The 19906-nt window shown below is 61.3% G+C and carries 25 protein-coding genes and 2 tRNA genes; 12 read left to right on the forward strand and 15 right to left on the reverse strand.

Annotated elements, in window-relative coordinates:
• Positions 1–19: 19 nt before the first annotated feature.
• Positions 20–583, reverse strand: coding sequence for an alkyl hydroperoxide reductase subunit C (gene ahpC, locus QOS90_RS09430; protein WP_027592669.1), 564 nt, complete (start codon positions 581–583; stop codon positions 20–22).
• A gap of 34 nt (positions 584–617) precedes the next feature.
• On the opposite strand from ahpC, the gene QOS90_RS09435 reads away from it, so the two are divergent.
• The gene (locus QOS90_RS09435) at positions 618–830 is read left to right on the forward strand and encodes a hypothetical protein (protein ID WP_157765542.1); all 213 of its coding nucleotides are present in this window, start codon (positions 618–620) and stop codon (positions 828–830) included.
• Positions 831–867: 37 nt separating this feature from the next.
• On the opposite strand, the gene gorA is transcribed toward QOS90_RS09435, so the two are convergent.
• The 6 genes from gorA to QOS90_RS09465 all read right to left on the reverse strand — a co-directional run bounded on the left by gorA (position 868) and on the right by QOS90_RS09465 (position 6737).
• Positions 868–2223 (reverse strand): glutathione-disulfide reductase, encoded by a 1356-nt coding sequence (gene gorA, locus QOS90_RS09440; protein ID WP_027592670.1) that lies wholly within the window; start codon positions 2221–2223, stop codon positions 868–870.
• A gap of 97 nt (positions 2224–2320) precedes the next feature.
• The gene (gene galU, locus QOS90_RS09445; RefSeq protein ID WP_027592671.1) at positions 2321–3160 is read right to left on the reverse strand and encodes a UTP--glucose-1-phosphate uridylyltransferase GalU; all 840 of its coding nucleotides are present in this window, start codon (positions 3158–3160) and stop codon (positions 2321–2323) included.
• Between the two features lie 47 nt (positions 3161–3207).
• Positions 3208–4569 carry a UDP-glucose dehydrogenase family protein gene (locus tag QOS90_RS09450; RefSeq protein WP_027592672.1) on the reverse strand — a complete coding sequence of 454 codons (1362 nt, stop codon included), beginning with the start codon at positions 4567–4569 and terminating at the stop codon, positions 3208–3210.
• A gap of 101 nt (positions 4570–4670) precedes the next feature.
• Positions 4671–5585, reverse strand: a complete 915-nt coding sequence (locus QOS90_RS09455; protein ID WP_085273076.1) for a c-type cytochrome — start codon at positions 5583–5585, stop codon at positions 4671–4673.
• Positions 5582–6232 (reverse strand): c-type cytochrome, encoded by a 651-nt coding sequence (locus QOS90_RS09460; RefSeq protein WP_085273075.1) that lies wholly within the window; start codon positions 6230–6232, stop codon positions 5582–5584. The genes QOS90_RS09455 and QOS90_RS09460 overlap by 4 nt, the downstream gene beginning before the upstream one ends.
• 145 nt (positions 6233–6377) lie before the next feature.
• The gene (locus QOS90_RS09465; RefSeq protein ID WP_027592675.1) at positions 6378–6737 is read right to left on the reverse strand and encodes a hypothetical protein; all 360 of its coding nucleotides are present in this window, start codon (positions 6735–6737) and stop codon (positions 6378–6380) included.
• 160 nt (positions 6738–6897) lie between these two features.
• On the opposite strand from QOS90_RS09465, the gene QOS90_RS09470 reads away from it, so the two are divergent.
• From QOS90_RS09470 to csrA, 8 genes are all read left to right on the forward strand, one after another.
• Positions 6898–7200: a DUF1883 domain-containing protein gene (locus QOS90_RS09470; RefSeq protein WP_027592676.1), complete on the forward strand. Its 303-nt coding sequence runs from the start codon at positions 6898–6900 to the stop codon at positions 7198–7200.
• Between the two features lie 7 nt (positions 7201–7207).
• Positions 7208–7378, forward strand: coding sequence for a hypothetical protein (locus tag QOS90_RS09475; RefSeq protein ID WP_097151331.1), 171 nt, complete (start codon positions 7208–7210; stop codon positions 7376–7378).
• Positions 7379–7429: 51 nt separating this feature from the next.
• Positions 7430–8506, forward strand: a complete 1077-nt coding sequence (locus tag QOS90_RS09480) for an NAD(P)H-dependent flavin oxidoreductase (protein ID WP_085273074.1) — start codon at positions 7430–7432, stop codon at positions 8504–8506.
• 106 nt (positions 8507–8612) lie between these two features.
• Complete coding sequence (modA, locus tag QOS90_RS09485) at positions 8613–9371, forward strand: molybdate ABC transporter substrate-binding protein (RefSeq protein ID WP_085273073.1); 759 nt, start codon at positions 8613–8615, stop codon at positions 9369–9371.
• Positions 9371–10051, forward strand: coding sequence for a molybdate ABC transporter permease subunit (gene modB / locus QOS90_RS09490; RefSeq protein WP_027592679.1), 681 nt, complete (start codon positions 9371–9373; stop codon positions 10049–10051). Before modA ends, modB begins: the two co-directional genes overlap by 1 nt.
• 1 nt (position 10052) lies before the next feature.
• Positions 10053–11144 carry a molybdenum ABC transporter ATP-binding protein gene (modC, locus tag QOS90_RS09495; RefSeq protein WP_085273072.1) on the forward strand — a complete coding sequence of 364 codons (1092 nt, stop codon included), beginning with the start codon at positions 10053–10055 and terminating at the stop codon, positions 11142–11144.
• A gap of 57 nt (positions 11145–11201) precedes the next feature.
• On the forward strand, positions 11202–12224 hold the full coding sequence (locus tag QOS90_RS09500) for a DNA topoisomerase IB (protein WP_027592681.1): 1023 nt from the start codon (positions 11202–11204) through the stop codon (positions 12222–12224).
• A gap of 253 nt (positions 12225–12477) precedes the next feature.
• A complete protein-coding gene (csrA, locus tag QOS90_RS09505; protein ID WP_023381281.1) occupies positions 12478–12675 on the forward strand; it encodes a carbon storage regulator CsrA in 198 nt (65 codons plus the stop codon).
• A 46-nt stretch (positions 12676–12721) separates the two neighbouring features.
• Here csrA and QOS90_RS09510 read toward each other — a convergent pair whose 3' ends face one another.
• Genes QOS90_RS09510 through QOS90_RS09520 form a run of 3 tightly spaced genes read right to left on the reverse strand, consistent with a single transcriptional unit; the run spans position 12722 to position 15698 of the window.
• The gene (locus tag QOS90_RS09510) at positions 12722–13075 is read right to left on the reverse strand and encodes a response regulator (protein ID WP_027592682.1); all 354 of its coding nucleotides are present in this window, start codon (positions 13073–13075) and stop codon (positions 12722–12724) included.
• An 11-nt stretch (positions 13076–13086) separates the two neighbouring features.
• Complete coding sequence (locus tag QOS90_RS09515) at positions 13087–14532, reverse strand: ATPase domain-containing protein (RefSeq protein ID WP_085273071.1); 1446 nt, start codon at positions 14530–14532, stop codon at positions 13087–13089.
• Positions 14533–14561: 29 nt separating this feature from the next.
• Positions 14562–15698 (reverse strand): two-component system sensor histidine kinase NtrB, encoded by a 1137-nt coding sequence (locus tag QOS90_RS09520; RefSeq protein ID WP_085273070.1) that lies wholly within the window; start codon positions 15696–15698, stop codon positions 14562–14564.
• A 263-nt stretch (positions 15699–15961) separates the two neighbouring features.
• Between QOS90_RS09520 and QOS90_RS09525 the strand changes: the two genes are divergently transcribed.
• A tRNA-Leu gene (locus QOS90_RS09525) sits at positions 15962–16046 on the forward strand.
• Positions 16047–16150: 104 nt separating this feature from the next.
• Positions 16151–16564, forward strand: coding sequence for a DoxX family protein (locus QOS90_RS09530; RefSeq protein ID WP_085273069.1), 414 nt, complete (start codon positions 16151–16153; stop codon positions 16562–16564).
• 1 nt (position 16565) lies between these two features.
• Here QOS90_RS09530 and QOS90_RS09535 read toward each other — a convergent pair whose 3' ends face one another.
• On the reverse strand, positions 16566–16763 hold the full coding sequence (locus QOS90_RS09535; RefSeq protein WP_085273068.1) for a hypothetical protein: 198 nt from the start codon (positions 16761–16763) through the stop codon (positions 16566–16568).
• Between the two features lie 593 nt (positions 16764–17356).
• Between QOS90_RS09535 and QOS90_RS09540 the strand changes: the two genes are divergently transcribed.
• On the forward strand, positions 17357–17608 hold the full coding sequence (locus tag QOS90_RS09540) for a hypothetical protein (protein ID WP_085273067.1): 252 nt from the start codon (positions 17357–17359) through the stop codon (positions 17606–17608).
• 45 nt (positions 17609–17653) lie between these two features.
• Here the strand turns inward: QOS90_RS09540 and QOS90_RS27580 are convergent, their stop codons facing one another.
• The 4 genes from QOS90_RS27580 to sohB all read right to left on the reverse strand — a co-directional run bounded on the left by QOS90_RS27580 (position 17654) and on the right by sohB (position 19863).
• Complete coding sequence (locus QOS90_RS27580; protein WP_369124820.1) at positions 17654–17833, reverse strand: hypothetical protein; 180 nt, start codon at positions 17831–17833, stop codon at positions 17654–17656.
• Positions 17834–17944: 111 nt separating this feature from the next.
• The gene (locus QOS90_RS09545) at positions 17945–18169 is read right to left on the reverse strand and encodes a hypothetical protein (protein WP_027592688.1); all 225 of its coding nucleotides are present in this window, start codon (positions 18167–18169) and stop codon (positions 17945–17947) included.
• A gap of 447 nt (positions 18170–18616) precedes the next feature.
• Positions 18617–18690 (reverse strand) — tRNA-Cys (locus QOS90_RS09550).
• A gap of 153 nt (positions 18691–18843) precedes the next feature.
• Positions 18844–19863 carry a protease SohB gene (gene sohB, locus QOS90_RS09555; protein ID WP_085273210.1) on the reverse strand — a complete coding sequence of 340 codons (1020 nt, stop codon included), beginning with the start codon at positions 19861–19863 and terminating at the stop codon, positions 18844–18846.
• Between the last annotated feature and the right edge of the window lie 43 nt (positions 19864–19906).

The raw sequence follows: 19906 nt of genomic DNA on the forward strand, positions 1-19906 counted from the left end.
CCGCGACTGGCGCACGACCTTAGATCTTGCCAACCAGGTCCAGCGACGGTGCCAGGGTGGCTTCGCCTTCTTTCCACTTGGCCGGGCAGACTTCGCCTGGGTGGGCGGCAACGTACTGGGCAGCCTTGACCTTGCGCAGCAGCTCGCTGGCGTCACGGCCTACACCACCGTCGTTGAGTTCGACGATCTTGATCTGGCCTTCTGGGTTGATCACGAAGGTACCGCGATCGGCCAGGCCGGCTTCTTCGATCAGTACGTCGAAGTTGCGCGAGATGATGTGGGTCGGGTCACCGATCAGCGGGTATTCGATCTTGCCGATGGTGTCCGAAGTGTCGTGCCAGGCTTTGTGGGTGAAGTGGGTGTCGGTGGACACGCCGTAGATCTCGACGCCCAGCTTCTGGAACTCGGCGTAGTTGTCAGCGAGGTCACCCAGTTCGGTTGGGCAGACGAAGGTGAAGTCAGCCGGGTAGAAGAACACGACAGACCACTTGCCTTTCAGGTCGGCTTCGCTGACCTGGACGAACTCGCCTTTGTGGTAGGCAGTGGCGTTGAACGGTTTGACTTGGCTGTTGATGATAGGCATGAGAGACGCTCCTTCATGGGGTTGGAATCAGTTGATGGAGAGAATCCTAACCGTTCATCCCAATGAAGGCTCATTGGCAAAGCTGATGCTGCTGATTGGTTTTGGCTATAACCAAGGTTTATTAATAGAAGAGATTGCGCTGAACAACGCAGCTGCTGCTGATGTAGTAGAACCCTGTGGGAGCGGGTTTACCCGCGAACACCGGCAAAGCCGGTGCCATACACCGCGTTGTATTCTTCGCGGGTAAACCCGCTCCCACAGGGTGGTGTCGTCACACGCAATTATCAGCGGGTAACGGTACGCATGGTCACGAACTCTTCGGCCGCCGTCGGGTGCACACCGATGGTCTCGTCGAACTGCTGCTTGGTCGCCCCGGCCTTCAGCGCAATCCCCAGGCCCTGGACGATCTCACCGGCATCCGGCCCAACCATGTGGCAACCCAGGACCTTGTCGGTCTCGGCATCGACCACCAGCTTCATCAGGGTCTTTTCCTGGATGTCGGTAAGGGTCAGCTTCATGGCCCGGAAACGGCTCTCGAAAATCTGCACCTTATGCCCGGCTTCCAGCGCCTGCTCTTCGGTCAGGCCGACGGTACCGATCGGCGGCTGGCTGAACACTGCGGTGGGGATGTTCTGGTAGTCCACCGGGCGGTACTGCTCGGGCTTGAACAACCGCCGTGCAACGGCCATGCCCTCGGCCAGGGCCACGGGGGTAAGCTGCACCCGGCCGATCACATCGCCGATGGCGAGGATCGATGGCGCAGTGGTCTGGTACTGGTCGTCAACGCGAATGTAGCCGCGGGCATCCAGCTCGACGCCGGTGTTTTCCAGGCCCAGGTTGTCCAGCATCGGCCGGCGACCGGTGGCGTAGAACACGCAGTCGGCAACCAGCTCGCGGCCGTCCTTGAGGGTGGCCTTGAGGCTGCCGTCATCCAGCTTGTCGATACGCTGGATGTCCGCGTTGAACTGCAGATCGAGGCCGCGTTTTTCCAGCTCTTCTTTCAGGTGCGTGCGCACCGAGCCGTCGAAGCCACGCAGGAACAGGTCGCCGCGGTACAGCAAAGTGGTGTCGGCACCCAGGCCCTGGAAGATGCCGGCAAATTCGACGGCAATGTAGCCACCGCCCACCACCAGCACACGGCGTGGCAGTGCCTTGAGGTAGAACGCCTCGTTGGAGGTGATGGCCAGTTCCTTGCCTGGGATGTCTGGCACCTGCGGCCAGCCACCGGTTGCGATGAGGATGTGCTCGGCCGTGTAGCGCTGGCCGTCGACGTCCACTTCGTTGGCGCCGGTGAGCCGTGCATGGCCTTGCAACAAGGTCACCCCGCTGTTGACCAGCAGGTTGCGGTAGATGCCGTTGAGGCGCTCGATTTCCCGGTTCTTGTTGGCAATCAAGGTGCCCCAGTCGAAATGCCCTTCTTCCAGGGTCCAGCCGAAGCCTGCGGCTTGTTCCAGCTCGTCAGCGACGTGCGCGCCATACACCAGCAGCTTTTTCGGCACGCAGCCGACGTTGACGCAGGTACCGCCCAGGTAGCGGCTCTCGGCCACTGCCACTTTCGCGCCAAAGCCCGCGGCAAATCGCGCAGCGCGCACACCGCCGGACCCGGCACCAATCACGAACAGATCAAAATCGTAGGCCATTTATTCAGTCTCCTAGGCTGGCGCCCAGCATACCGCCGTTGGCCGCCGCAAACAAAAAAGCCACCCCGAAGGGTGGCTCTCAGACCTGCCAGGCTTATCAGTAAGCCTTGCCCGTCTTGTAGTAGTTCTCGAAGCAGAAGTTGGTCGCGTCGATGTAGCCTTCAGCGCCACCGCAGTCGAAACGCTTGCCCTTGAACTTGTAGGCGATCACGCAGCCATCTTTGGCCTGCTGCAGCAGGGCGTCGGTGATCTGGATTTCACCGCCTTTGCCCGGCTTGGTGTTGGCGATGATATCGAAGATATCCGGGGTCAGGATGTAGCGGCCAATGATCGCCAGGTTCGATGGCGCGTCTTCAGGGGCCGGTTTTTCGACCATGTCGGTGACGCGGAAGATGTCGTCGCGGATCATCTCGCCGGCGATCACACCGTACTTGTTGGTTTCCTGCGGGTCGACTTCCTGGATGGCAACGATCGAGCAGCGGTACTGCTTGTACAGTTTGACCATCTGGGTCAGTACACCGTCACCTTCCGGGTTGACGCACAGGTCGTCGGCCAGGACGACGGCGAACGGTTCGTCGCCGATCAGCGGGCGGCCGGTGAGGATCGCGTGGCCCAGGCCCTTCATTTCGGTCTGACGGGTGTAGGAGAAAGAGCACTCGTTGAGCAGACGACGGATGCCGACCAGGTATTTTTCCTTGTCGGTGCCCTTGATCTGGTTTTCCAGCTCGTAGCTGATGTCGAAGTGGTCTTCCAAGGCACGCTTGCCACGGCCAGTCACGATGGAGATCTCGTTCAGCCCGGCATCCAGCGCTTCTTCAACGCCATACTGGATCAGCGGCTTGTTGACCACCGGCAGCATTTCCTTGGGCATGGCTTTGGTAGCGGGCAGGAAGCGGGTGCCGTAGCCGGCGGCCGGGAACAAGCATTTTTTGATCATATACGTCCTTAACGAAGGCTAGGCCTGTGGAATTCGGCGCAGTCTAATCAGGCGGCAGTCACCTTACAATGCCCCACCTGAGGCCGACCGATGCCATGATAGAGATAACCCAGTGTAGATAGTTCCTGAGCATCGTAAATATTGCGACCATCGAATACCACTGGCATGCGCATAAGCCCCCGCACCCGCACGAAATCCGGCTGCCTGAACTGCTTCCATTCGGTCACCAGTACCAAGGCGTCCGCACCTTCGACGCAGGCGTAAGGGTCTTCGCTCAGGCGCAGTTGGCCAGTGGCCAAGGCGTGGGGGTAGCGCCCTGCCATGCCGCCCAGCGCCACCGGGTCGCAGGCCTGTACCCGCGCACCGGCCGCCAGCAAGGCGTCGATCAGTACCAGGCTGGGCGCCTCGCGCAGGTCGTCGGTACCGGGTTTGAAGGCCAACCCCCACAGCGCCACGCTACGCCCACGCATGAAGCCGCCAAAATGCTGGTGCAGCGCCTTGAACAGCAAGGTTTTCTGCGCTTCGTTACGGGCTTGCACCGCCTGCAGGATACCCGCCGGGTAGCCAAGCTGCTCGGCGGTGCGGATCAGCGCCCGGACATCCTTGGGGAAGCACGAGCCGCCATAGCCACACCCGGCATAAATGAAATGGCTGCCGATGCGCCGGTCGCTGCCAATGCCTCGTCGCACCTGCTCGATATCCACGTCCAGCTGCGCGCAAAGCCCGGCCAGTTCGTTGATGAAGGAGATCTTGGTGGCCAGAAAGGCATTGGCGGCGTATTTGCTGAATTCGGCGGCACGCGGCGCCATCAACAGGATGCGTTCACGGTTACGCACAAACGGCGCATACAGCCGCTGTAGGCACTGGCTGGCGGCTGCGCTGTCGGTGCCGATGATGATGCGGTCCGGGCGCATGAAGTCTTCGAGGGCGCTACCCTCCTTGAGAAACTCAGGGTTGCTCGCCACCTCGACAACGAAGCCTGCGCCACGCTCGCGCAGGCCAAGCGCAATGTGCCGGGCTACGCGTTCTGCGGTGCCTACGGGAACTGTCGACTTGTTCACCACCAGGCACGGGTGGGTCAGGTGTCGCCCCAGGCTGTCGGCCACGGCCAGCACATGCTGCAGGTCGGCCGAGCCGTCTTCCTGGCTCGGTGTGCCCACTGCGATGAACACCACCTCGGCGGCGGCCAGGGCTTGCTGCCAGTCATCGCTGAAGGCCAGCCGGGCCGCCTGCATGGCGCTGTGCAACAGCGCCTGCAGGCCTGGCTCGTGGATCGGGCAGTGGCCTTGGCGCAGTTGCATCAGGCGCTGCGGGTCGCGTTCCAGGCAGACCACGCGATTGCCCATTTCGGCAAAACAGGCCGCCGTCACCAAACCAACATACCCCGCCCCGATCACACAGAGTTCCATGGCCGCGCTCCTTCAGGATGATGGCGGCCATTGCAACCCGGCAGTGGTTGCAGGGCGGTGACGGGTAGATGACAAAAACGGTTGCTGCCTGTGCTGGCCTATCAGCTACCGGTTCCTTGCCCGATCAGCACCCCCTCGACCTTCTGCCCATACAGGTTCACCCCGTCATTGGCATGAAACTTAAGCCGCGTCTTCTCGATAGAGCCCTCCACCAACCGCGGATCCTGCGGCCGCTCATGGCGGTTGATCCATGCCGCCACATCCCAGGCCTGTTCATCGCTCAGGCTGCCAGGCTTGCCCAGCGGCATGTTGTATTTAATGAAGGACGCCGCCGTATTGATACGGTGCATCCCAGCCCCCCAGTTGTAGGAATCCTTGCCCCACAACGGCGGCATCACATACTCGCCGGCCACCTGCTGCCCTTCGCCATTGTCGCCGTGGCAAATCGCACACTGGTCACGGTAGACCTGCTGGCCACGCTTGAAGTCGTAGCCACCCTGGGGTTGCGGTACGTCAGGGTAGCCACGCCCGGCGATCTCCACGCCTGTCGGCGCCTTGGTCGACAACCAGTAGGCATACACCGACAACGCCGTCATCTGCGGGCTGTCAGCCGCCGGCGGTTTGCCATTCATGCTGAACTGGAAACACCCCTGAATACGCTCGGCATAGGTGTTGACCTTGTCGTTTTTCTTGCGATACGCCGGGTACATCGGATACGCACCCCACATCGGCGCAGAGTGGGCCAGGCGCCCCTGATCAAGGTGGCAGTTGCTGCAGTTCATGCCGTTGCCGACGGCTTCCGGCATCAGTCGCCGGGTATCGACAAACAGCGCATGGCCCTGGCGGACCATCTTGCCAAAGGCATTGTCCGGCAACTCGCTCTCGGCAGGCGGCACGAACTGGGGCGCGGCCTGCACGCCCGGCACTTTCAACTGCGACTGGTCTTCCATGGCGATCGGGCCTGCCTGGGCACTGCCCATGGCCAACAGCAGCACGGCTGGAATCATCGGCTTCATGGCGTGACCTCCGGGTGGGCGGGACGGGCGAAGAACGCGGCAATCGCCTTGACCTCGTCATCGGTCATGGCCTTGGCCACGCCGACCATCAGTTGGTTGGGGTCATTGCTGCGGCTGCCGTCGCGCCAGGCATTCAGTTGGGCTACCAGGTAAGCCGCAGGCTGGCCTGCAAGCGGTGGGAAATGCTCACCCACACCGCTGCCGCCTGGGCCATGGCATTGCACACACCCCGGAATCTGCCGCCCCCAGTCGCCATACAGTGCCAGGCGCGTGGTGGGGTCATCGGCTATCTGCTGGCGGCGCAGATCGGCTACTGGCTCAGCCGGGAGGCTGGCCAAGTAGGCACTGACGGCTTTGATTTCGTCGTCGCTCAGGGCCTTGGCAAGCGGTTCCATGACCGGCTGCTTGCGCGTGCCATTGCGCCAATCCTGCAATTGCTTGCTGAGGTAACCGGCCGGCAGGCCGGCCAAGCGAGGGAACCCGGCAGCGGCAATGCCCTTGCCGTCTGGGCCATGGCAACCTATACAGGCCATGGCGGCGGGGTTCGCCCCGCCCTGGGTGTAGATCTTCTGGCCATCGGCGGCATGCGCCGTGGGCCAGGCCAGGATCAGCAGGCTGCCGATCACGACTCGACTCAACGGGGTCATCACGAATCTCCATTTCTTTTGTTATAAGCTTAGGCTTAAAAAACATAAGCAAATGGATACTAGACCCGTAGGGCAAGTCGCAACAACGCCAACACCTACCAGGTGACAGCTATTGGCCGTTTAACCGCGCATCCGTTGCGCCAGATCAATGGCCAGAAATGCATTGCGTCGCTGCGGTGCGCACATCACCCAGGCGCAACGGGAAGTTGTTCAACCGTTCATGCAATTTGATGCTGCTGCCGCTGCCACGCGAGTCGATATCGACCAGTGCCGCCGGCCCAGCCCCGGCCGTGAGCTTTTGCGGGACGATCAGGCGCAAGCCATCACCGCGTTGCTCCTCGACCAACGGATCACGGGTATCGGCCAGCTTCTGCTTGACGCAATCGGCGTATTCACGCGGTGTCTTGCCAGACATCACATCCAGCGTTTCATGCGACTGCTCAAGCTCCGAAACGCTGACACAGCCCCCAAGCCCCAGGAACAACGCCGCCACCATCCACTTCATTTGCAGCACCTCTGCCATCAAGAATCCAGTTCGACCACAGCCAGGCCTGTTTGCTCCCTGCTTTGGCAGAATTATCTACGCCTGGCCATCGCGCGCGGCAGCTTAGCGTGACATCGTGGTATCTTTCGCCTTTGCAGATCCAAACCTTGCGGAGCATCACATGAAATTCGTACACCAGCGCGAGCACCTCAACGAGGACGATATCGTCGTCATCGAGTGCTCCCAGCGCTGCAACATCCGCCTGATGAACGACGCCAACTTCCGCAGCTTCAAAAATGGCGGTCGACACACCTACCATGGTGGTGCCTTCGACAAGTTCCCGGCCAAGATCACCGTTCCGAGTACCGGTTTCTGGAACATCACCCTCGATACCGTGACCACGCGCCCGATCTCGGTAACGCGCAAGCCGACCTTGACCCACAAGATCAAGATCATCCGTCGCTCGTCGTCGAAACTCAGATAAGACCGCCATGACCCAGACCATCAAGTACGTCATCAAATACAAAATCGACGGCGAGCGCCGTTGGGATTTCGCACTCATGACCGATGCCTCCCAGGAGCAGGCGCTGCAAGCGCTGCGCAAGATCCACGGCGAAGACGCCGAAAAGATCAGCGACATCCAGGTCAGCAAGGCCCTGTAAACGCCCCGCAGGTACTGCCGCACCGATCACGCCGCCCGCAAGGAGACCCGCATGAGCCCTTGGCCCGACCGCCGTATTCTCGATCTGCTGGGCATTGAAGTGCCTATTCTGCAGGCCCCGATGGCAGGTGCGACGGGCTCGGCCATGGCCATTGCCGTGGGCGCTGCGGGCGGCCTTGGCGCACTGCCCTGCGCCATGTTGAGCAGTGACCAGGTACGTGATGAGATCGAAGCGTTCCGCGCCGGCTGCCCTGGGCGGCCGCTGAACCTGAACTTCTTCTGCCACCAACCACCACCGCCCGACGCGATCCGCGAGGCGCGCTGGAAGCAGGTACTCAAGCCTTACTACAGCGAGGTGGGTGCCGATTTCGACGCCCCTACGCCGGTCTCCAACCGCGCCCCGTTCGATGAGCAAAGCTGCCAGCTGGTCGAGCAGTTGCGCCCTGAAGTGGTTAGCTTTCACTTCGGCCTGCCCGAGCACCACCTGCTGCAACGGGTCAAGGCCAGTGGCGCCAAGGTGCTGTCCAGTGCTACCACGGTGGCAGAAGCACTGTGGCTGGAGCGCAACGGCTGTGACGCGATCATTGCCATGGGCTATGAAGCGGGCGGCCATCGCGGCATGTTCCTCAGCGAAGACATCACCAGCCAGATTGGCACCTTCGCCCTGGTGCCACAGATCGTCGACGCGGTCACGGTGCCGGTGATTGCAGCCGGGGGCATCGCCGACCACCGTGGCCTGGTCGCGGCCCTTGCGTTGGGCGCATCGGCCGTGCAGATCGGCACGGCCTACCTGTTCTGCCCCGAGGCCAAGGTGTCTGCGGCCCACCGCCGCGCGCTGGACACCGCGCCCGCCAGCGACACGGCCCTGACCAACCTGTTCACCGGCCGCCCAGCGCGGGGCATCAACAACCGCATCATGCGTGAGCTGGGGCCGATGAGCGACCTGGCACCGCGCTTCCCGCTGGCAGGTGGCGCGCTGATGCCACTGCGTGCAATCACCGACCCGCAAGGCAACAGCGACTTCAGCAACCTGTGGTCGGGCCAGGCGCTGCGCTTAGGCAGGCACATGCCGGCAGCTGAGCTGACCCAGGAAATTGCCAGCAAGGCACTGCAAACGCTATCGCGCTGAGCAGCACTTGCAGGCCATTACCGCCGTCGTCGTCCAGCCCCCTTCCCGGCCAATAGCCTATCGCTATATAGTTCACGCTATAACGATAACCCAAGGAGCTGTCTTCATGCGTATCCGCCCATTCCACCTGGCCGCCACTGCACTGGCCAGCCTGATCTGCCTGAACACTGCCTGGGCCGACGAAGTCCAGGTCGCGGTCGCAGCGAACTTCACAGCCCCTATCCAGGCCATAGCCAAAGACTTTGAAAAGGACACCGGCCACACGCTGGTCGCCGCCTATGGTGCTACCGGGCAGTTCTACGCCCAGATCAAGAATGGCGCGCCGTTCGAAGTGTTCCTCGCCGCCGACGACAGCACCCCGGCCAAGCTCGAGCAGGAAAAGGAAATCGTCCCAGGCTCGCGTTTCACCTACGCCATCGGCACCCTGGCCCTGTGGTCGGCGAAAGAAGGTTACGTGGATGCCAAGGGGGACGTGCTGAAGCAGAACACGTACAAGCACCTGTCCATCGCCAACCCTAAAGCCGCCCCCTACGGCCTGGCCGCGACCCAGGTGCTCGACAAGCTGAAACTGACCGAGGCCACCAAGGGCAAGATCGTCGAAGGGCAGAACATCACCCAGGCCTTCCAGTTCGTGTCCACCGGCAATGCCGAGCTGGGCTTCGTCGCGCTGTCGCAAATCTACAAGAACGGCAAAGTCACCAGCGGCTCGGCCTGGATCGTGCCATCCAACCTGCACGACCCGATCCGCCAGGACGCCGTGATCCTTAACAAAGGCAAGGACAGTGCCGCTGCCAAGGCGCTGGTCGAGTACCTGAAAGGCCCGAAAGCCGCCGCGGTAATCAAATCCTACGGTTATGAGCTCTGATGCCACTAGACGCCAGTGACCTGGGTGCCATCTGGCTGACCATCAAACTGGCCAGCCTGACCACCTTGATCCTGCTGATCGTCGGCACGCCCATCGCCTGGTGGCTGGCGCGCACGCGCTCTTGGCTGCGCGGGCCGGTGGGCGCGGTGGTGGCCCTGCCGCTGGTGCTGCCACCGACGGTCATCGGCTTTTACCTGCTGATCGCACTCGGGCCCCATGGCTGGCTTGGCCAGGCCACCCAGGCATTGGGCCTGGGCAGCGTGGTATTCAGCTTCAGCGGGTTAGTGATCGGCTCGGTGATTTACTCCATGCCCTTTGTGGTGCAGCCCTTGCAAAACGCCTTTGGCGCGATCGGCCAACGGCCGCTGGAAGTCGCTGCCACCCTGCGCGCCAGCCCATGGGACACCTTCGTCCATGTGGTGCTGCCGCTGGCCCGCCCCGGGTTCATCACCGCCAGCATTCTGGGCTTTGCCCATACCGTGGGCGAGTTTGGCGTGGTGCTGATGATTGGTGGCAACATCCCCGACAAAACCCGCGTGGTCTCGGTGCAGATCTTCGATCACGTCGAGGCCATGGAATATGCGCAAGCCCACTGGCTGGCCGGTGCCATGCTGGTGTTCTCGTTCCTGGTGCTGCTCCTGCTGTACGCGGGGCGCCGCGGCAAAGCTGGCTGGAGCTGAAATGACTGCATCGATTGTGGCGCGCCTGAAGCTGGCACGCGACGACTTTACCCTGGATGTCGACCTGCAACTGCCAGGGCGCGGGATCAGCGCGCTGTTCGGCCATTCCGGGTCTGGCAAAACCTCCTGCCTGCGCTGCCTGGCAGGGCTGGAGCGCGCCGCCAGCGCCTACATCGAAGTAAACGGCGAGGTCTGGGAAGACAGCAGCCGCGGCTATTTTCAAGCGCCTCACCTGCGCCCGGTGGGCTATGTATTCCAGGAAGCCAGCCTGTTCCCGCACTTGTCGGTGCGCGGCAACCTGGAGTTTGGCTGGCGCCGGGTCGCGCCCAGCGAGCGCAAGGTCAGCCTTGAGCAGGCCTGCCAGTTGCTGGGCATCGGCCACCTGCTCGCACGTCGGCCCGCCACGTTGTCCGGCGGTGAGGCGCAGCGGGTCGGTATCGCCCGCGCGCTGCTGAGCAGCCCACGGCTGTTGTTGATGGACGAGCCGTTGGCTGCCCTCGATGGACCGCGCAAGCGCGAAATCCTGCCATACCTGGAGCGCCTGCATGACGAGCTGGATATCCCGCTGGTGTATGTCAGCCATGCCCAGGACGAAGTAGCGCGCCTTGCCGACCACCTGGTGTTGCTGGAGCAAGGCCAGGCCGTGGCCAGCGGCCCGATAGGCGAAACGCTTGCACGCCTGGACCTGTCGCTGGCCCAGGGCGAAGATGCCGGGGTGGTGTTCGAAGGCTTGGTAGTCGGGCATGACCCCTATTACGACCTGCTCGACCTGCGCCTGCCCGGCAGCGGCGCGCCGATACTGCGCATCGCCCACCCCGCTCACGTCATGGGCAGCACCCTGCGGGTAAAGGTGCAGGCGCGCGACGTGAGCCTGGCCCTGACGGCGGACAGCGCCTCCAGCATTCTCAACCGGCTACCGGTGCAGGTGCGCGAAACCCGCCCGGCAGACAACCCGGCCCATGTGCTGGTGAGCCTGGATGCCGGGGGCAATGCCCTGCTGGCGCGCATCACCCGCTTCTCGGCAGACCAGCTTGGCCTACACCCAGGCCAGGCCCTGATCGCCCAGATCAAATCGGTGGCTTTATTGGGCTGAGCAACCCTGACGCGGCCGTTGTCCATTGATCAGAGACCTGATCGAGGCCTGCCGCCAATGCTCGACTGCCCCCTGCCCCGCACCCTGCATTACGTTGACGACAGCCAACCGGGCCTGAGCCGACGGCGCTGGCGCGACCGCTTCATCTACCTGGACACCGAGGGGCAGCGGGTTCGCGACGCCGACACCCTCGCACGCATTGCCGCACTGGTGATCCCTCCGGCCTATAGCGATGTGTGGATCTGCGCTGACCCGCAAGGCCATCTGCAAGCCACCGGCCGCGACGCCCGTGGCCGCAAGCAGTACCGCTACCATGAGCAATGGCGCGAACTGCGCGACCAGCACAAATACGGGCGCATGTTGGCATTTGCCCAGGCACTGCCGAAATTGCGCTCGCAACTGGAGACCCACCTGGCCAGACCGGGCCTGGACCGGGAAAAGGTGATGGCACTGGTCGTCAGCCTGCTGGACCACACCCTGATCCGCATCGGCAACCAGCGTTACCTGCGTGACAACCAGTCATACGGGTTGACCACGCTGCGCAACCGTCACGTCAAGGTGCAAGGCGGCACCATCCGCTTCCAGTTCCGTGGCAAGCGCGGCGTCGAGCACGATGTCACCTTGCACGACAGGCGCCTGGCCAACCTACTCAAGCGCTGCATGGAGCTGCCGGGCCAAGCGCTGTTCCAGTACCTCGACGAAGAGGGGCAACGCCACAGCATCGGTTCCAGCGATATCAACCAGTTCTTGCAGGCGCTTACTGGCGCTGACTTTACCGCCAAAGACTACCGCACCTGGGCTGGCAGCAGCCTTGCGCTGAACCTGCTAAGGCCGCTGGCCTGGGAGCCGGAAACCGAAGCGAAACGCCAGGTCGCTGCCATCGTCAAGCAGGTCGCCACGCGCCTGGGCAATACCCCGGCGGTATGCCGGCGCTGCTACATCCACCCAGCCGTGCTGGAACACTTTGCCCTCGGCCGCCTGGCCAGCTTGCCCCGCAAACGTAATCGCAAAGGCCTGGATCCAGAAGAAGTGGCGCTGTTGTTATTTCTACAGGCGCTGGAGGAACAGGACGATCATTGACACTGTCTATTTAGGCCATGATGCAGAGAAATTTCCCATCCGGGCTGAACCCCCCTATTCTTGCCACCGAGCACCTTCGCCGGGACACCGCTTGCGGCAGTTACCGGCGCCTGCACCTGAAGATACGCAACAGAATTTGTCTGTCGGGGAATTCCTATCCGCCGAAAGCGTCTTTAATGAGAAGGAAGAGGGACTGGCTCCCACCGCCGCGGCAATTAGCCCGACGGATTTCAACATTACCAAGGAGAACTACATGCTGATACTCACCCGTAAGGTTGGCGAAAGCATCGTCATCAACGATGACATCAAAGTCACCATTCTGGGCGTCAAAGGGATGCAGGTGAGGATTGGCATCGATGCACCGAAAGATGTTCAGGTGCACCGCGAAGAGATCTTCAAGCGTATCCAGGCTGGCAACCCAGCCCCGGAAAAACACGACGACTCGCACTGAGCAGCACTGCCTCAAGCCGCACGGACGCGCTTGATCGACCTGCGCCTCAGGTGCCCAGCAGTTCGCGCACCTTGGCGATCATCCTGTCCATATCGAAGGGCTTGTCGAACACCGCGGCGAACAGCTCCGGGCATCCTTGGCTGGCCTGCGCGCCGCTCATGAGGATGACCGGCAAGTCGCTTAGCTGCAGCTCATCGCGCATCCTGCGTGCCAGCTCTTCACCATTGAGCAATGGCATCATGTAGTCGGTGATCACCAGCTCGACGCGTTTTTCCTTCAGTGCTTCCAGCGCCTTCAGGCCATTGCTCGCCTTTTCCACCAGATAACCTTCATCCTCCAGGGCAAAGCCGAGGATGTCGGCGATCAGGTATTCGTCATCGACGATCAGAATGGTGTTCATCAGCCGCCCCGTCACCCGCTGCCTTGCTGCACCGGCGTCCCCGAGAGCACGCCGCTGGCGCCCTCGAAGGCCTTGCGCAAGGTAATGCCCTGCGGGCCGAGCAACAGCTCGTGCAGCGCGGGGTCATGGTGGCTGTCACGCACCTTGAGAATCGACAGCATGCGCCGCAGTTGGGAATCCAGTTCGACGAAACGCATCAGCATCAAGTTGTCGACGATGCTCGACAGGTCCGGTGCCGGGGCCATGATTTCCGACCCGAACATGTCACGCATCTCCCAGGTCAGCAGCACACTGACGTCTCGCGCCCGCAACTCGCCGGTCAAGGCGCGGAAAAACGCGTTGAGCCGAGTCGGGTCAATTGCCAAACGGCTGAAGGCGCCCAGGCTGTCGATCACCACACGCTTGCTGCCTTGGGCCTCTACACGCGCCAGTAAGCGCGCACCAACCTGGTCCAGCAAACCCTCCGTGGTGGGCTGCCAGCACAGCTGCAGCGCACCTTCGCGTTCCAGTGCGGCAAAATCGTAGCCCAGCGATGCCGCCTTGAGGCGCAGGCGTTCGGGCGTTTCGTAGAAGCCAAAATGCACACCAGGGGCTTCTTTCGTGCACGCGCTAAGGAAGGCCAGGCCCAGGGACGTCTTGCCGATACCGGAGGGCCCCATGATCAGGCTGACGGAGCCTGTGGCCAGCCCGCCGTCGAGCATTTCATTCAGGCTCGGAATACCCGAAGAAACACGGCTCAGGCTAGCGTTGCCCAGGTGGCTGGGGTGGCTGAACAGCGATTCAAGACGTGGAAAAACATGCATGCCCGCTTCATCGATCAAGCATTCATGGCGCCCCGACAGGGCTGCGCTACCACGCGTCTTGCGCAGTTGAATATGGCGCACGGCACGGCTGCCCACCAGTTGCTCACCCAGCTCGATCACGCCATCGACCATGGTGTGCTCCGGGCTGCCCTCGTCCAGCCGGGCGCTGGTCAACAACAGCAGGGTGCAGCCGGCAAAGGCCGCGTGGCCTTGCAGTTCCGAGACGAATTTCTTGGTGTCCAGGGTCGTTTCGGCGCGCACGCGGGCATTGAGCACCCCATCGACGATCAGCAGGCTGGCCTGCTGCCGGTTGATTTCCTGGCGCAGTAGCTTGACCACGGCATCGAGCCCTTCCTGCTCCAGGGTATCGAAGGCACTGACAAATTGAATCTGGTCGCCCACCAGAGTCGGATCAAAAAACGCCAGCGTCCCAAGGTATTGGAACAGCCGCTCGTGCGATTCACTGAGCAACGTCGCCACCAATACTCTGCCGCCACCCTGTACGTGGCCACATGCCAACTGATTGGCGAGGATGGTTTTGCCCGCGCCAGGCGGGCCTTGAATGATGTAGGACGCGCCCGCGACCAGCCCGCCCTTGAGCAGGGCATCGAGCCCTTCGATCCCCGTCACCAGCCGCTTGAGTGCTTGTGCCATGGTGTGTACCTGTAGAATTGGTGATCCGCTTATGGGTCACACGCGGGCAAATAAAGACGCATGCACGTGCCTTGGCCAGGCACGCTGTCGACGCTGATGGCGCCATTGCTCTGCTTGGCAAAACCGTAAACCTGGCTCAGGCCAAGGCCGGTGCCCTTGCCGAAGGCCTTGGTGGTGAAAAAAGGCTCGAAGATACGTGGCAGTACCTCGGGAGCAATCCCGCTGCCGCTGTCCTGCACCTCGAAGCACACATAACGGCCCCGCAACCCTTCAACGTCCCCGGCCAGTTCAACAACATCGACCGCCAGGCCGATGCTGCCTTTACCCTCAATGGCGTCACGGGCGTTGAACAGCAAATTGAGCAGCACCATCTGCAACTGCCCCGCATCCACTTCGATGGCTGGCAGACTCGCGGGCAAATGGTGTTGCAGGTCGATTTCACTTGTCAGCGAATGCTCGAGCAAGCCACGCGTGGCAGCGATCAACTCCAGGGGCGCGATGCGCGTGACATCCAGCTTACGGTGGCGGGCAAAGCTGAGCAGTTGTTGGGTCAGCTCGGTGCCCCGCTCGCCGGCTTCGAGGATGTGATGCAACATGCGCTGGATGCGCTCCGGGTCGTGAGAGGTCAGGGCCAGCCGGGCGGAACTCAGGATGATCGTGAGCATGTTGTTGAAATCATGCGCCAGCCCGCCGGTCAGCTGGCCGAGCGCTTCTAACTTCTGCGCCTGGAACAGCTGCGCACGCACAGCGTCGAGCTGCAGTGCCGATTCGCGCCGGTCGGTAATGTCGCGGGTAACCTTGGCCAGGCCAATGATCTGCCCAAGGTCATCGCGAATCACATCCAGCGCGGCCAGCGCCCAGAATTGCGAGCCGTCCTTGCGCACGCGCCACCCCTCATCCTGCGCCACGCCTTGCTCGAGCGCCTGGCGCAGCAAGCGCTCGGGGCGCCCTTGCGCGCAATCCTGGGGGGTGAAGAACAATGAGAAATGTTGGCCGATCACTTCATCGGCCCGGTAGCCCTTGATGCGTTCGGCGCCAGCGTTCCACGACACCACATGCCCCGTCGGGTCGAGCATGTAGATGGCGTAGTCCACCACCGACTGAACCAGCTGTTCGTAGCGGTGCGCGGGCATGACAGGGTGTTCGAGACAGTCAGCTGAAACCATGCAAACTCCACAGGCACAGCGGGGAGGAATTGGGCGTGATCAGGAGTGTCCTCTGCAGCCGCCCTTGTGGCAACTGATTGTCAGCGTTCTCGGTCGACGAGTACAGGCATTGCGGCCACGGGTGAGGGCTGTCTTCCCTTGATCATAGGTGCTGCGGTTGACTCAACTATAACAATGGGTTATAAAGCGCGCTTGAATGCAACGCGCTTTCTACTTAGATACCTCTGCTTAGAAGCCCGTCGGTCGTCAAGGCCCATTCAAGTGCGAGTGTGGTGGAATTGGTATACACAGCAGACTTAAAATCTGCCGGCGTGAGCCTTGCGGGTTCGAGTCCCGCCACTCGCACCAAATTCCTTCGAAAAGGCGCCCTGGTGGCGCCTTTTTGCTGCCCAGCGGAAATCCCCGGTGCAACTGCTAGAGTGGAGCTTGTCCCCGTCCACTGGTATGCCGCCATGCGCTACTCCCTGTTCGATGGTCAACGCGACTTCATCATCCTGGTTGCCCGCATTCTGCTGATGATTCTGTTTGTTGTGTCCGGGTGGGCCAAGTTGACCGGCTTTGAAGGCACGGTCAGCTACATGACCTCCCTCGGCGCCCCCGCCCCTACGATCGCCGCGGCCGTTGCGGTGATCATGGAGTTTTTCGTCGGCATCGTGCTGATTCTGGGGTTCTACACGCGCCCGCTGGCCTTCCTGTTTGCACTGTTCGTGCTGGGCACCGCATTGATCGGCCACCCGTTCTGGAACATGGTCGACCCCGAGCGCAGCGCCAACATGACCCAGTTCCTGAAAAACCTGAGCATCATTGGCGGCTTGCTGTTGCTGGCCGTAAGTGGCCCCGGCCGCTTCTCGCTGGACCGTCGCTGACTCACGCGTCTTCGCAGTCGTCGAACCAGGCTGGGTGATCACGCTCCTCATCATCGAGGTCATCCAGCGTTTCCTCATCCTCCTCGACAGGGTCTTCCGCGCCTTGGGCGTCTGCCTCGGGGTCGATGCCGTCGTAAAGGAATTCGTGGTCGAGCAGGTGGTCATGCTCGGGCTCGTGCAGATCGTCTTCGTCGCGCATGCGGGGCGGGCTCCTGGAATGGCGGGAGGCTTGTATAGGCTGAACAGGGGGCGAGGTCAATGGGTTGCGGCTTAATGCTGAGTTAACGGAGCGGGCGCAATCTGCAGGCTCTCCCTTCAAACGTTATTTGCCCGCCTTTTCATGGCGGGCTTTTTTTTGGGTGGTGATTTTTGATAGTGGGCCGAAGGGCCTGGCTTGAGATTTTTAGCGCCTTTGAGATCGAGCGCCGCGCGGGCGGCGCTCGATCTTATAAGCGCAGAAAAGCCAACGCCTTACACTTCGCAGCCCAAATACCCCCCCAGAATTGAACCCTACCCACACCAAACGACAGCCTCATGACCCCCGCTTCACGTATTACCGACAATAGGGGCGGCACACTGACCTTGCTCCGTACGTTCTTTTAGCCCGCCCCTTGTAGGCGGGCTTTTCTTTTCTATTGCATCGCCCGACCGGCTGACCAACGAGCGCAACCTTCAAAACGCACTAAGCTCCACTATCCAATACTTGGGTATTCGGCTTTTCCACACATTGCCCATCGTCGCTCTGGCGATCCACACCGACGTGCCGATTTTCGGCGCAAAGAGGGTGCTCCAATGGCGACAATCGAGACAAAAACGTTCGCTCGCGGGTTGCTCAAAGTAGAGAACTGCTGGCAGGCCTACATCCTGTCACGCCAATCCACCCAGGGGCTTGCCGGCCACGAACTCACGGCCGCGCAAGAAGCGTGCGACCGCGACTACATTCGGTTTCAGAACCAAAGCCAGCAGTTTTACGCCGAAGTGCGCAAGCGGGTAGGCGACGCTGAAAAGCTGGAAGCGGACTTGGCACGCTACCCACCTCAATAACGCTTCTTCAGCCGTCATTGGGGTCGCTGTGCGACCCCATTCGCCTTACCTGACGACTTTGGAGCTGGGCCACCTCGCCGATGGCAGCTTGGGGCCAACACGATCGGATGCACCAATGCCAGACGCCACTTCCTGGATGGCTCCGCCTTTTGAAAGGAATGCTTTGATCTGCTCGTCTAGCCGCAGGTGGGCTTTGTGCGTGGGGGACTGATGGGAGGCATTCATGACTGAACCTCGATAGAGGAGTCACTGAAATGCAGCAACTCGTTTGTCACTATACGCTGCATCGGCCACAGAATGGGCGAAATCCCCTGTCCTTGCCACCGGTGCCTGCCGTTACAGGGCCTCCACTCGCCGGTCACCGGCCGGCGGCGCCGCTTTCAAGATGTGGGTAAAGCTCCCGGTCAGGCCGAACCGAAGCTCTTTGGGCATCAAGAATGTGAAGTGGATGAGCCATGACCCATCGCCGAGCAACAACGTCTCGCTTCTGTACCGAATGACTTCCGCTTCGCTAATGCCGATCGCCACAGCGACTTCCTGATTGCTTGGCTTGCGATCCATTGAGGTGACTCCCTCCGACATTGCGCCGGGAAGCCATCAATACTCCTCCAGGGTCGCAAGCGCTACTTATAAATTTGTACCCTGACATACCGCTTCATGCTGCTGTAGCCCGTTCAGTATGAAACGCCATCAAAAGGCAATGAGGTAAGCAGCAACGCCCTTAGCTAAACGCCAGGGTTTCCACAGGGAAAGGTGGTCGAACAATCGGCTGGAATGGCCTGCGACACCTGCAACAGCGAGGTAGATGAACCACTTTCGCAGCGCTCTGGAGAGTTTCTTTTTTGTGAATCGCAACAGTCGGTACACCTTGAAAAAATAACCCTGTCGCTAAAAACGGAAAAGCCCAAGACCATGCTGAGCTTAGGCGTCATGCCTCAAGGGGCTTCTGTATTTTCCGCCCCACAAAGAAAAACCCCGCAGACGTTAATCTGCGGGGCTTTCGAATAATGGAGGCCGAGGTCGGAATCGAACCGGCGTAGACGGATTTGCAATCCGGAGCATAACCACTTTGCTACTCGGCCTCAAAGTCGGATCTAGCTGCTTGCGCTTTGCTATCTCCTTGAAACACTGAACCTTTTTCAAAGTTCGCTGCGTTTCGATGGGCGCCATTATGTCTTCAATCATCGAACCTTGCAACCCCCTGAACGTAAAAAAATTTCAAGGGGTTCAAGGTGTTAGCGCAAGCGGCCGAGTTTGCTCCAAAGCCCCACCACGGTGTTCTCCACGGTGCCGCTGGCAGCCATGCCGATACGCTCCTGTAGGCTCTTGCGTTCGGCGTAGTGCAGGTGGAACAGGTTGGCGTTGCGGGCGCGGTCACTGAGGTACTCGTCGCTGGTCTGCAGCTCGTCAACCAGCTTGCGGTTGAGAGCCGCCACGCCCAGCCAGACTTCGCCGGTGGCCACTTCGTCGATGTGCAACTGCGGGCGATAGCGCGAGACAAAGTCCTTGAACAGCTGGTGGGTGATGTCCAGGTCTTCCTGGAACTTCTCCCTGCCCTTCTCGGTGTTTTCGCCGAACACGGTGAGGGTGCGCTTGTATTCGCCCGCTGTGAGCACTTCGAAATCGATGTCATGCTTCTTCAACAGGCGATTGACGTTGGGCAGTTGCGCCACCACACCAATCGAACCCAGCACGGCAAATGGCGCGCTGACGATCTTCTCGCCAATGCAGGCCATCATGTAGCCGCCGCTGGCCGCCACCTTGTCGATGCACACGGTCAACGGGATGCCCGCCTGGCGAATACGCGCCAGCTGCGAAGCCGCTAGGCCGTAGCTGTGTACCAGGCCGCCGCCACTCTCCAGGCGCAGCACCACTTCGTCCTGCGGGGTGGCGAGGGTCAGCAGCGCGGTGATTTCGTTGCGCAGGCTCTCGGTGGCCGAGGCCTTGATGTCGCCATCGAAATCGAGCACGAAGACCCGGCCCTTTTCTTCGGCCTTGCCTTTTTTCTGCTGTTTTTCCGCCTTGGCCTGCTGCTTGCGCAGGGCCTTCAGCTGGGCCTTGTCGAGCAGGCCCGACTCCAAGCGCTCACGCAGCTCTTTATAGAACTCGTTGAGGCGGGTGACCTGCAATTGCCCGCCCGGTTTACGCCGCCCTTTACCGCGCAAACCGGCGATGGCCGACAGCACGACCAGGATGGCAATCACCAGGGTGGCGGTTTTGGCGAGAAAGCTTGCGTATTCGGCAAGAAACTCCACGTTGACTCCTTCATAGACCAGCGCCAGTTCGGCGCGTAACTGC

It is taken from the genome of Pseudomonas sp. LAIL14HWK12:I10, assembly GCF_900184205.1.
Taxonomy (GTDB): Bacteria; Pseudomonadota; Gammaproteobacteria; order Pseudomonadales; family Pseudomonadaceae; genus Aquipseudomonas; species Aquipseudomonas kermanshahensis.

Coding starts and splice junctions, on each gene's coding strand:
- ahpC (WP_027592669.1), bottom strand. CDS start 583: ATGCCTATCATCAACAGCCAAGTCAAACCGTTCAACGCCACTGCCTAC.
- QOS90_RS09435 (WP_157765542.1), top strand. CDS start 618: ATGGAGAGAATCCTAACCGTTCATCCCAATGAAGGCTCATTGGCAAAG.
- gorA (WP_027592670.1), bottom strand. CDS start 2,223: ATGGCCTACGATTTTGATCTGTTCGTGATTGGTGCCGGGTCCGGCGGT.
- galU (WP_027592671.1), bottom strand. CDS start 3,160: ATGATCAAAAAATGCTTGTTCCCGGCCGCCGGCTACGGCACCCGCTTC.
- QOS90_RS09450 (WP_027592672.1), bottom strand. CDS start 4,569: ATGGAACTCTGTGTGATCGGGGCGGGGTATGTTGGTTTGGTGACGGCG.
- QOS90_RS09455 (WP_085273076.1), bottom strand. CDS start 5,585: ATGAAGCCGATGATTCCAGCCGTGCTGCTGTTGGCCATGGGCAGTGCC.
- QOS90_RS09460 (WP_085273075.1), bottom strand. CDS start 6,232: ATGACCCCGTTGAGTCGAGTCGTGATCGGCAGCCTGCTGATCCTGGCC.
- QOS90_RS09465 (WP_027592675.1), bottom strand. CDS start 6,737: ATGAAGTGGATGGTGGCGGCGTTGTTCCTGGGGCTTGGGGGCTGTGTC.
- QOS90_RS09470 (WP_027592676.1), top strand. CDS start 6,898: ATGAAATTCGTACACCAGCGCGAGCACCTCAACGAGGACGATATCGTC.
- QOS90_RS09475 (WP_097151331.1), top strand. CDS start 7,208: ATGACCCAGACCATCAAGTACGTCATCAAATACAAAATCGACGGCGAG.
- QOS90_RS09480 (WP_085273074.1), top strand. CDS start 7,430: ATGAGCCCTTGGCCCGACCGCCGTATTCTCGATCTGCTGGGCATTGAA.
- modA (WP_085273073.1), top strand. CDS start 8,613: ATGCGTATCCGCCCATTCCACCTGGCCGCCACTGCACTGGCCAGCCTG.
- modB (WP_027592679.1), top strand. CDS start 9,371: ATGCCACTAGACGCCAGTGACCTGGGTGCCATCTGGCTGACCATCAAA.
- modC (WP_085273072.1), top strand. CDS start 10,053: ATGACTGCATCGATTGTGGCGCGCCTGAAGCTGGCACGCGACGACTTT.
- QOS90_RS09500 (WP_027592681.1), top strand. CDS start 11,202: ATGCTCGACTGCCCCCTGCCCCGCACCCTGCATTACGTTGACGACAGC.
- csrA (WP_023381281.1), top strand. CDS start 12,478: ATGCTGATACTCACCCGTAAGGTTGGCGAAAGCATCGTCATCAACGAT.
- QOS90_RS09510 (WP_027592682.1), bottom strand. CDS start 13,075: ATGAACACCATTCTGATCGTCGATGACGAATACCTGATCGCCGACATC.
- QOS90_RS09515 (WP_085273071.1), bottom strand. CDS start 14,532: ATGGCACAAGCACTCAAGCGGCTGGTGACGGGGATCGAAGGGCTCGAT.
- QOS90_RS09520 (WP_085273070.1), bottom strand. CDS start 15,698: ATGGTTTCAGCTGACTGTCTCGAACACCCTGTCATGCCCGCGCACCGC.
- QOS90_RS09530 (WP_085273069.1), top strand. CDS start 16,151: ATGCGCTACTCCCTGTTCGATGGTCAACGCGACTTCATCATCCTGGTT.
- QOS90_RS09535 (WP_085273068.1), bottom strand. CDS start 16,763: ATGCGCGACGAAGACGATCTGCACGAGCCCGAGCATGACCACCTGCTC.
- QOS90_RS09540 (WP_085273067.1), top strand. CDS start 17,357: ATGGCGACAATCGAGACAAAAACGTTCGCTCGCGGGTTGCTCAAAGTA.
- QOS90_RS27580 (WP_369124820.1), bottom strand. CDS start 17,833: ATGAATGCCTCCCATCAGTCCCCCACGCACAAAGCCCACCTGCGGCTA.
- QOS90_RS09545 (WP_027592688.1), bottom strand. CDS start 18,169: ATGGATCGCAAGCCAAGCAATCAGGAAGTCGCTGTGGCGATCGGCATT.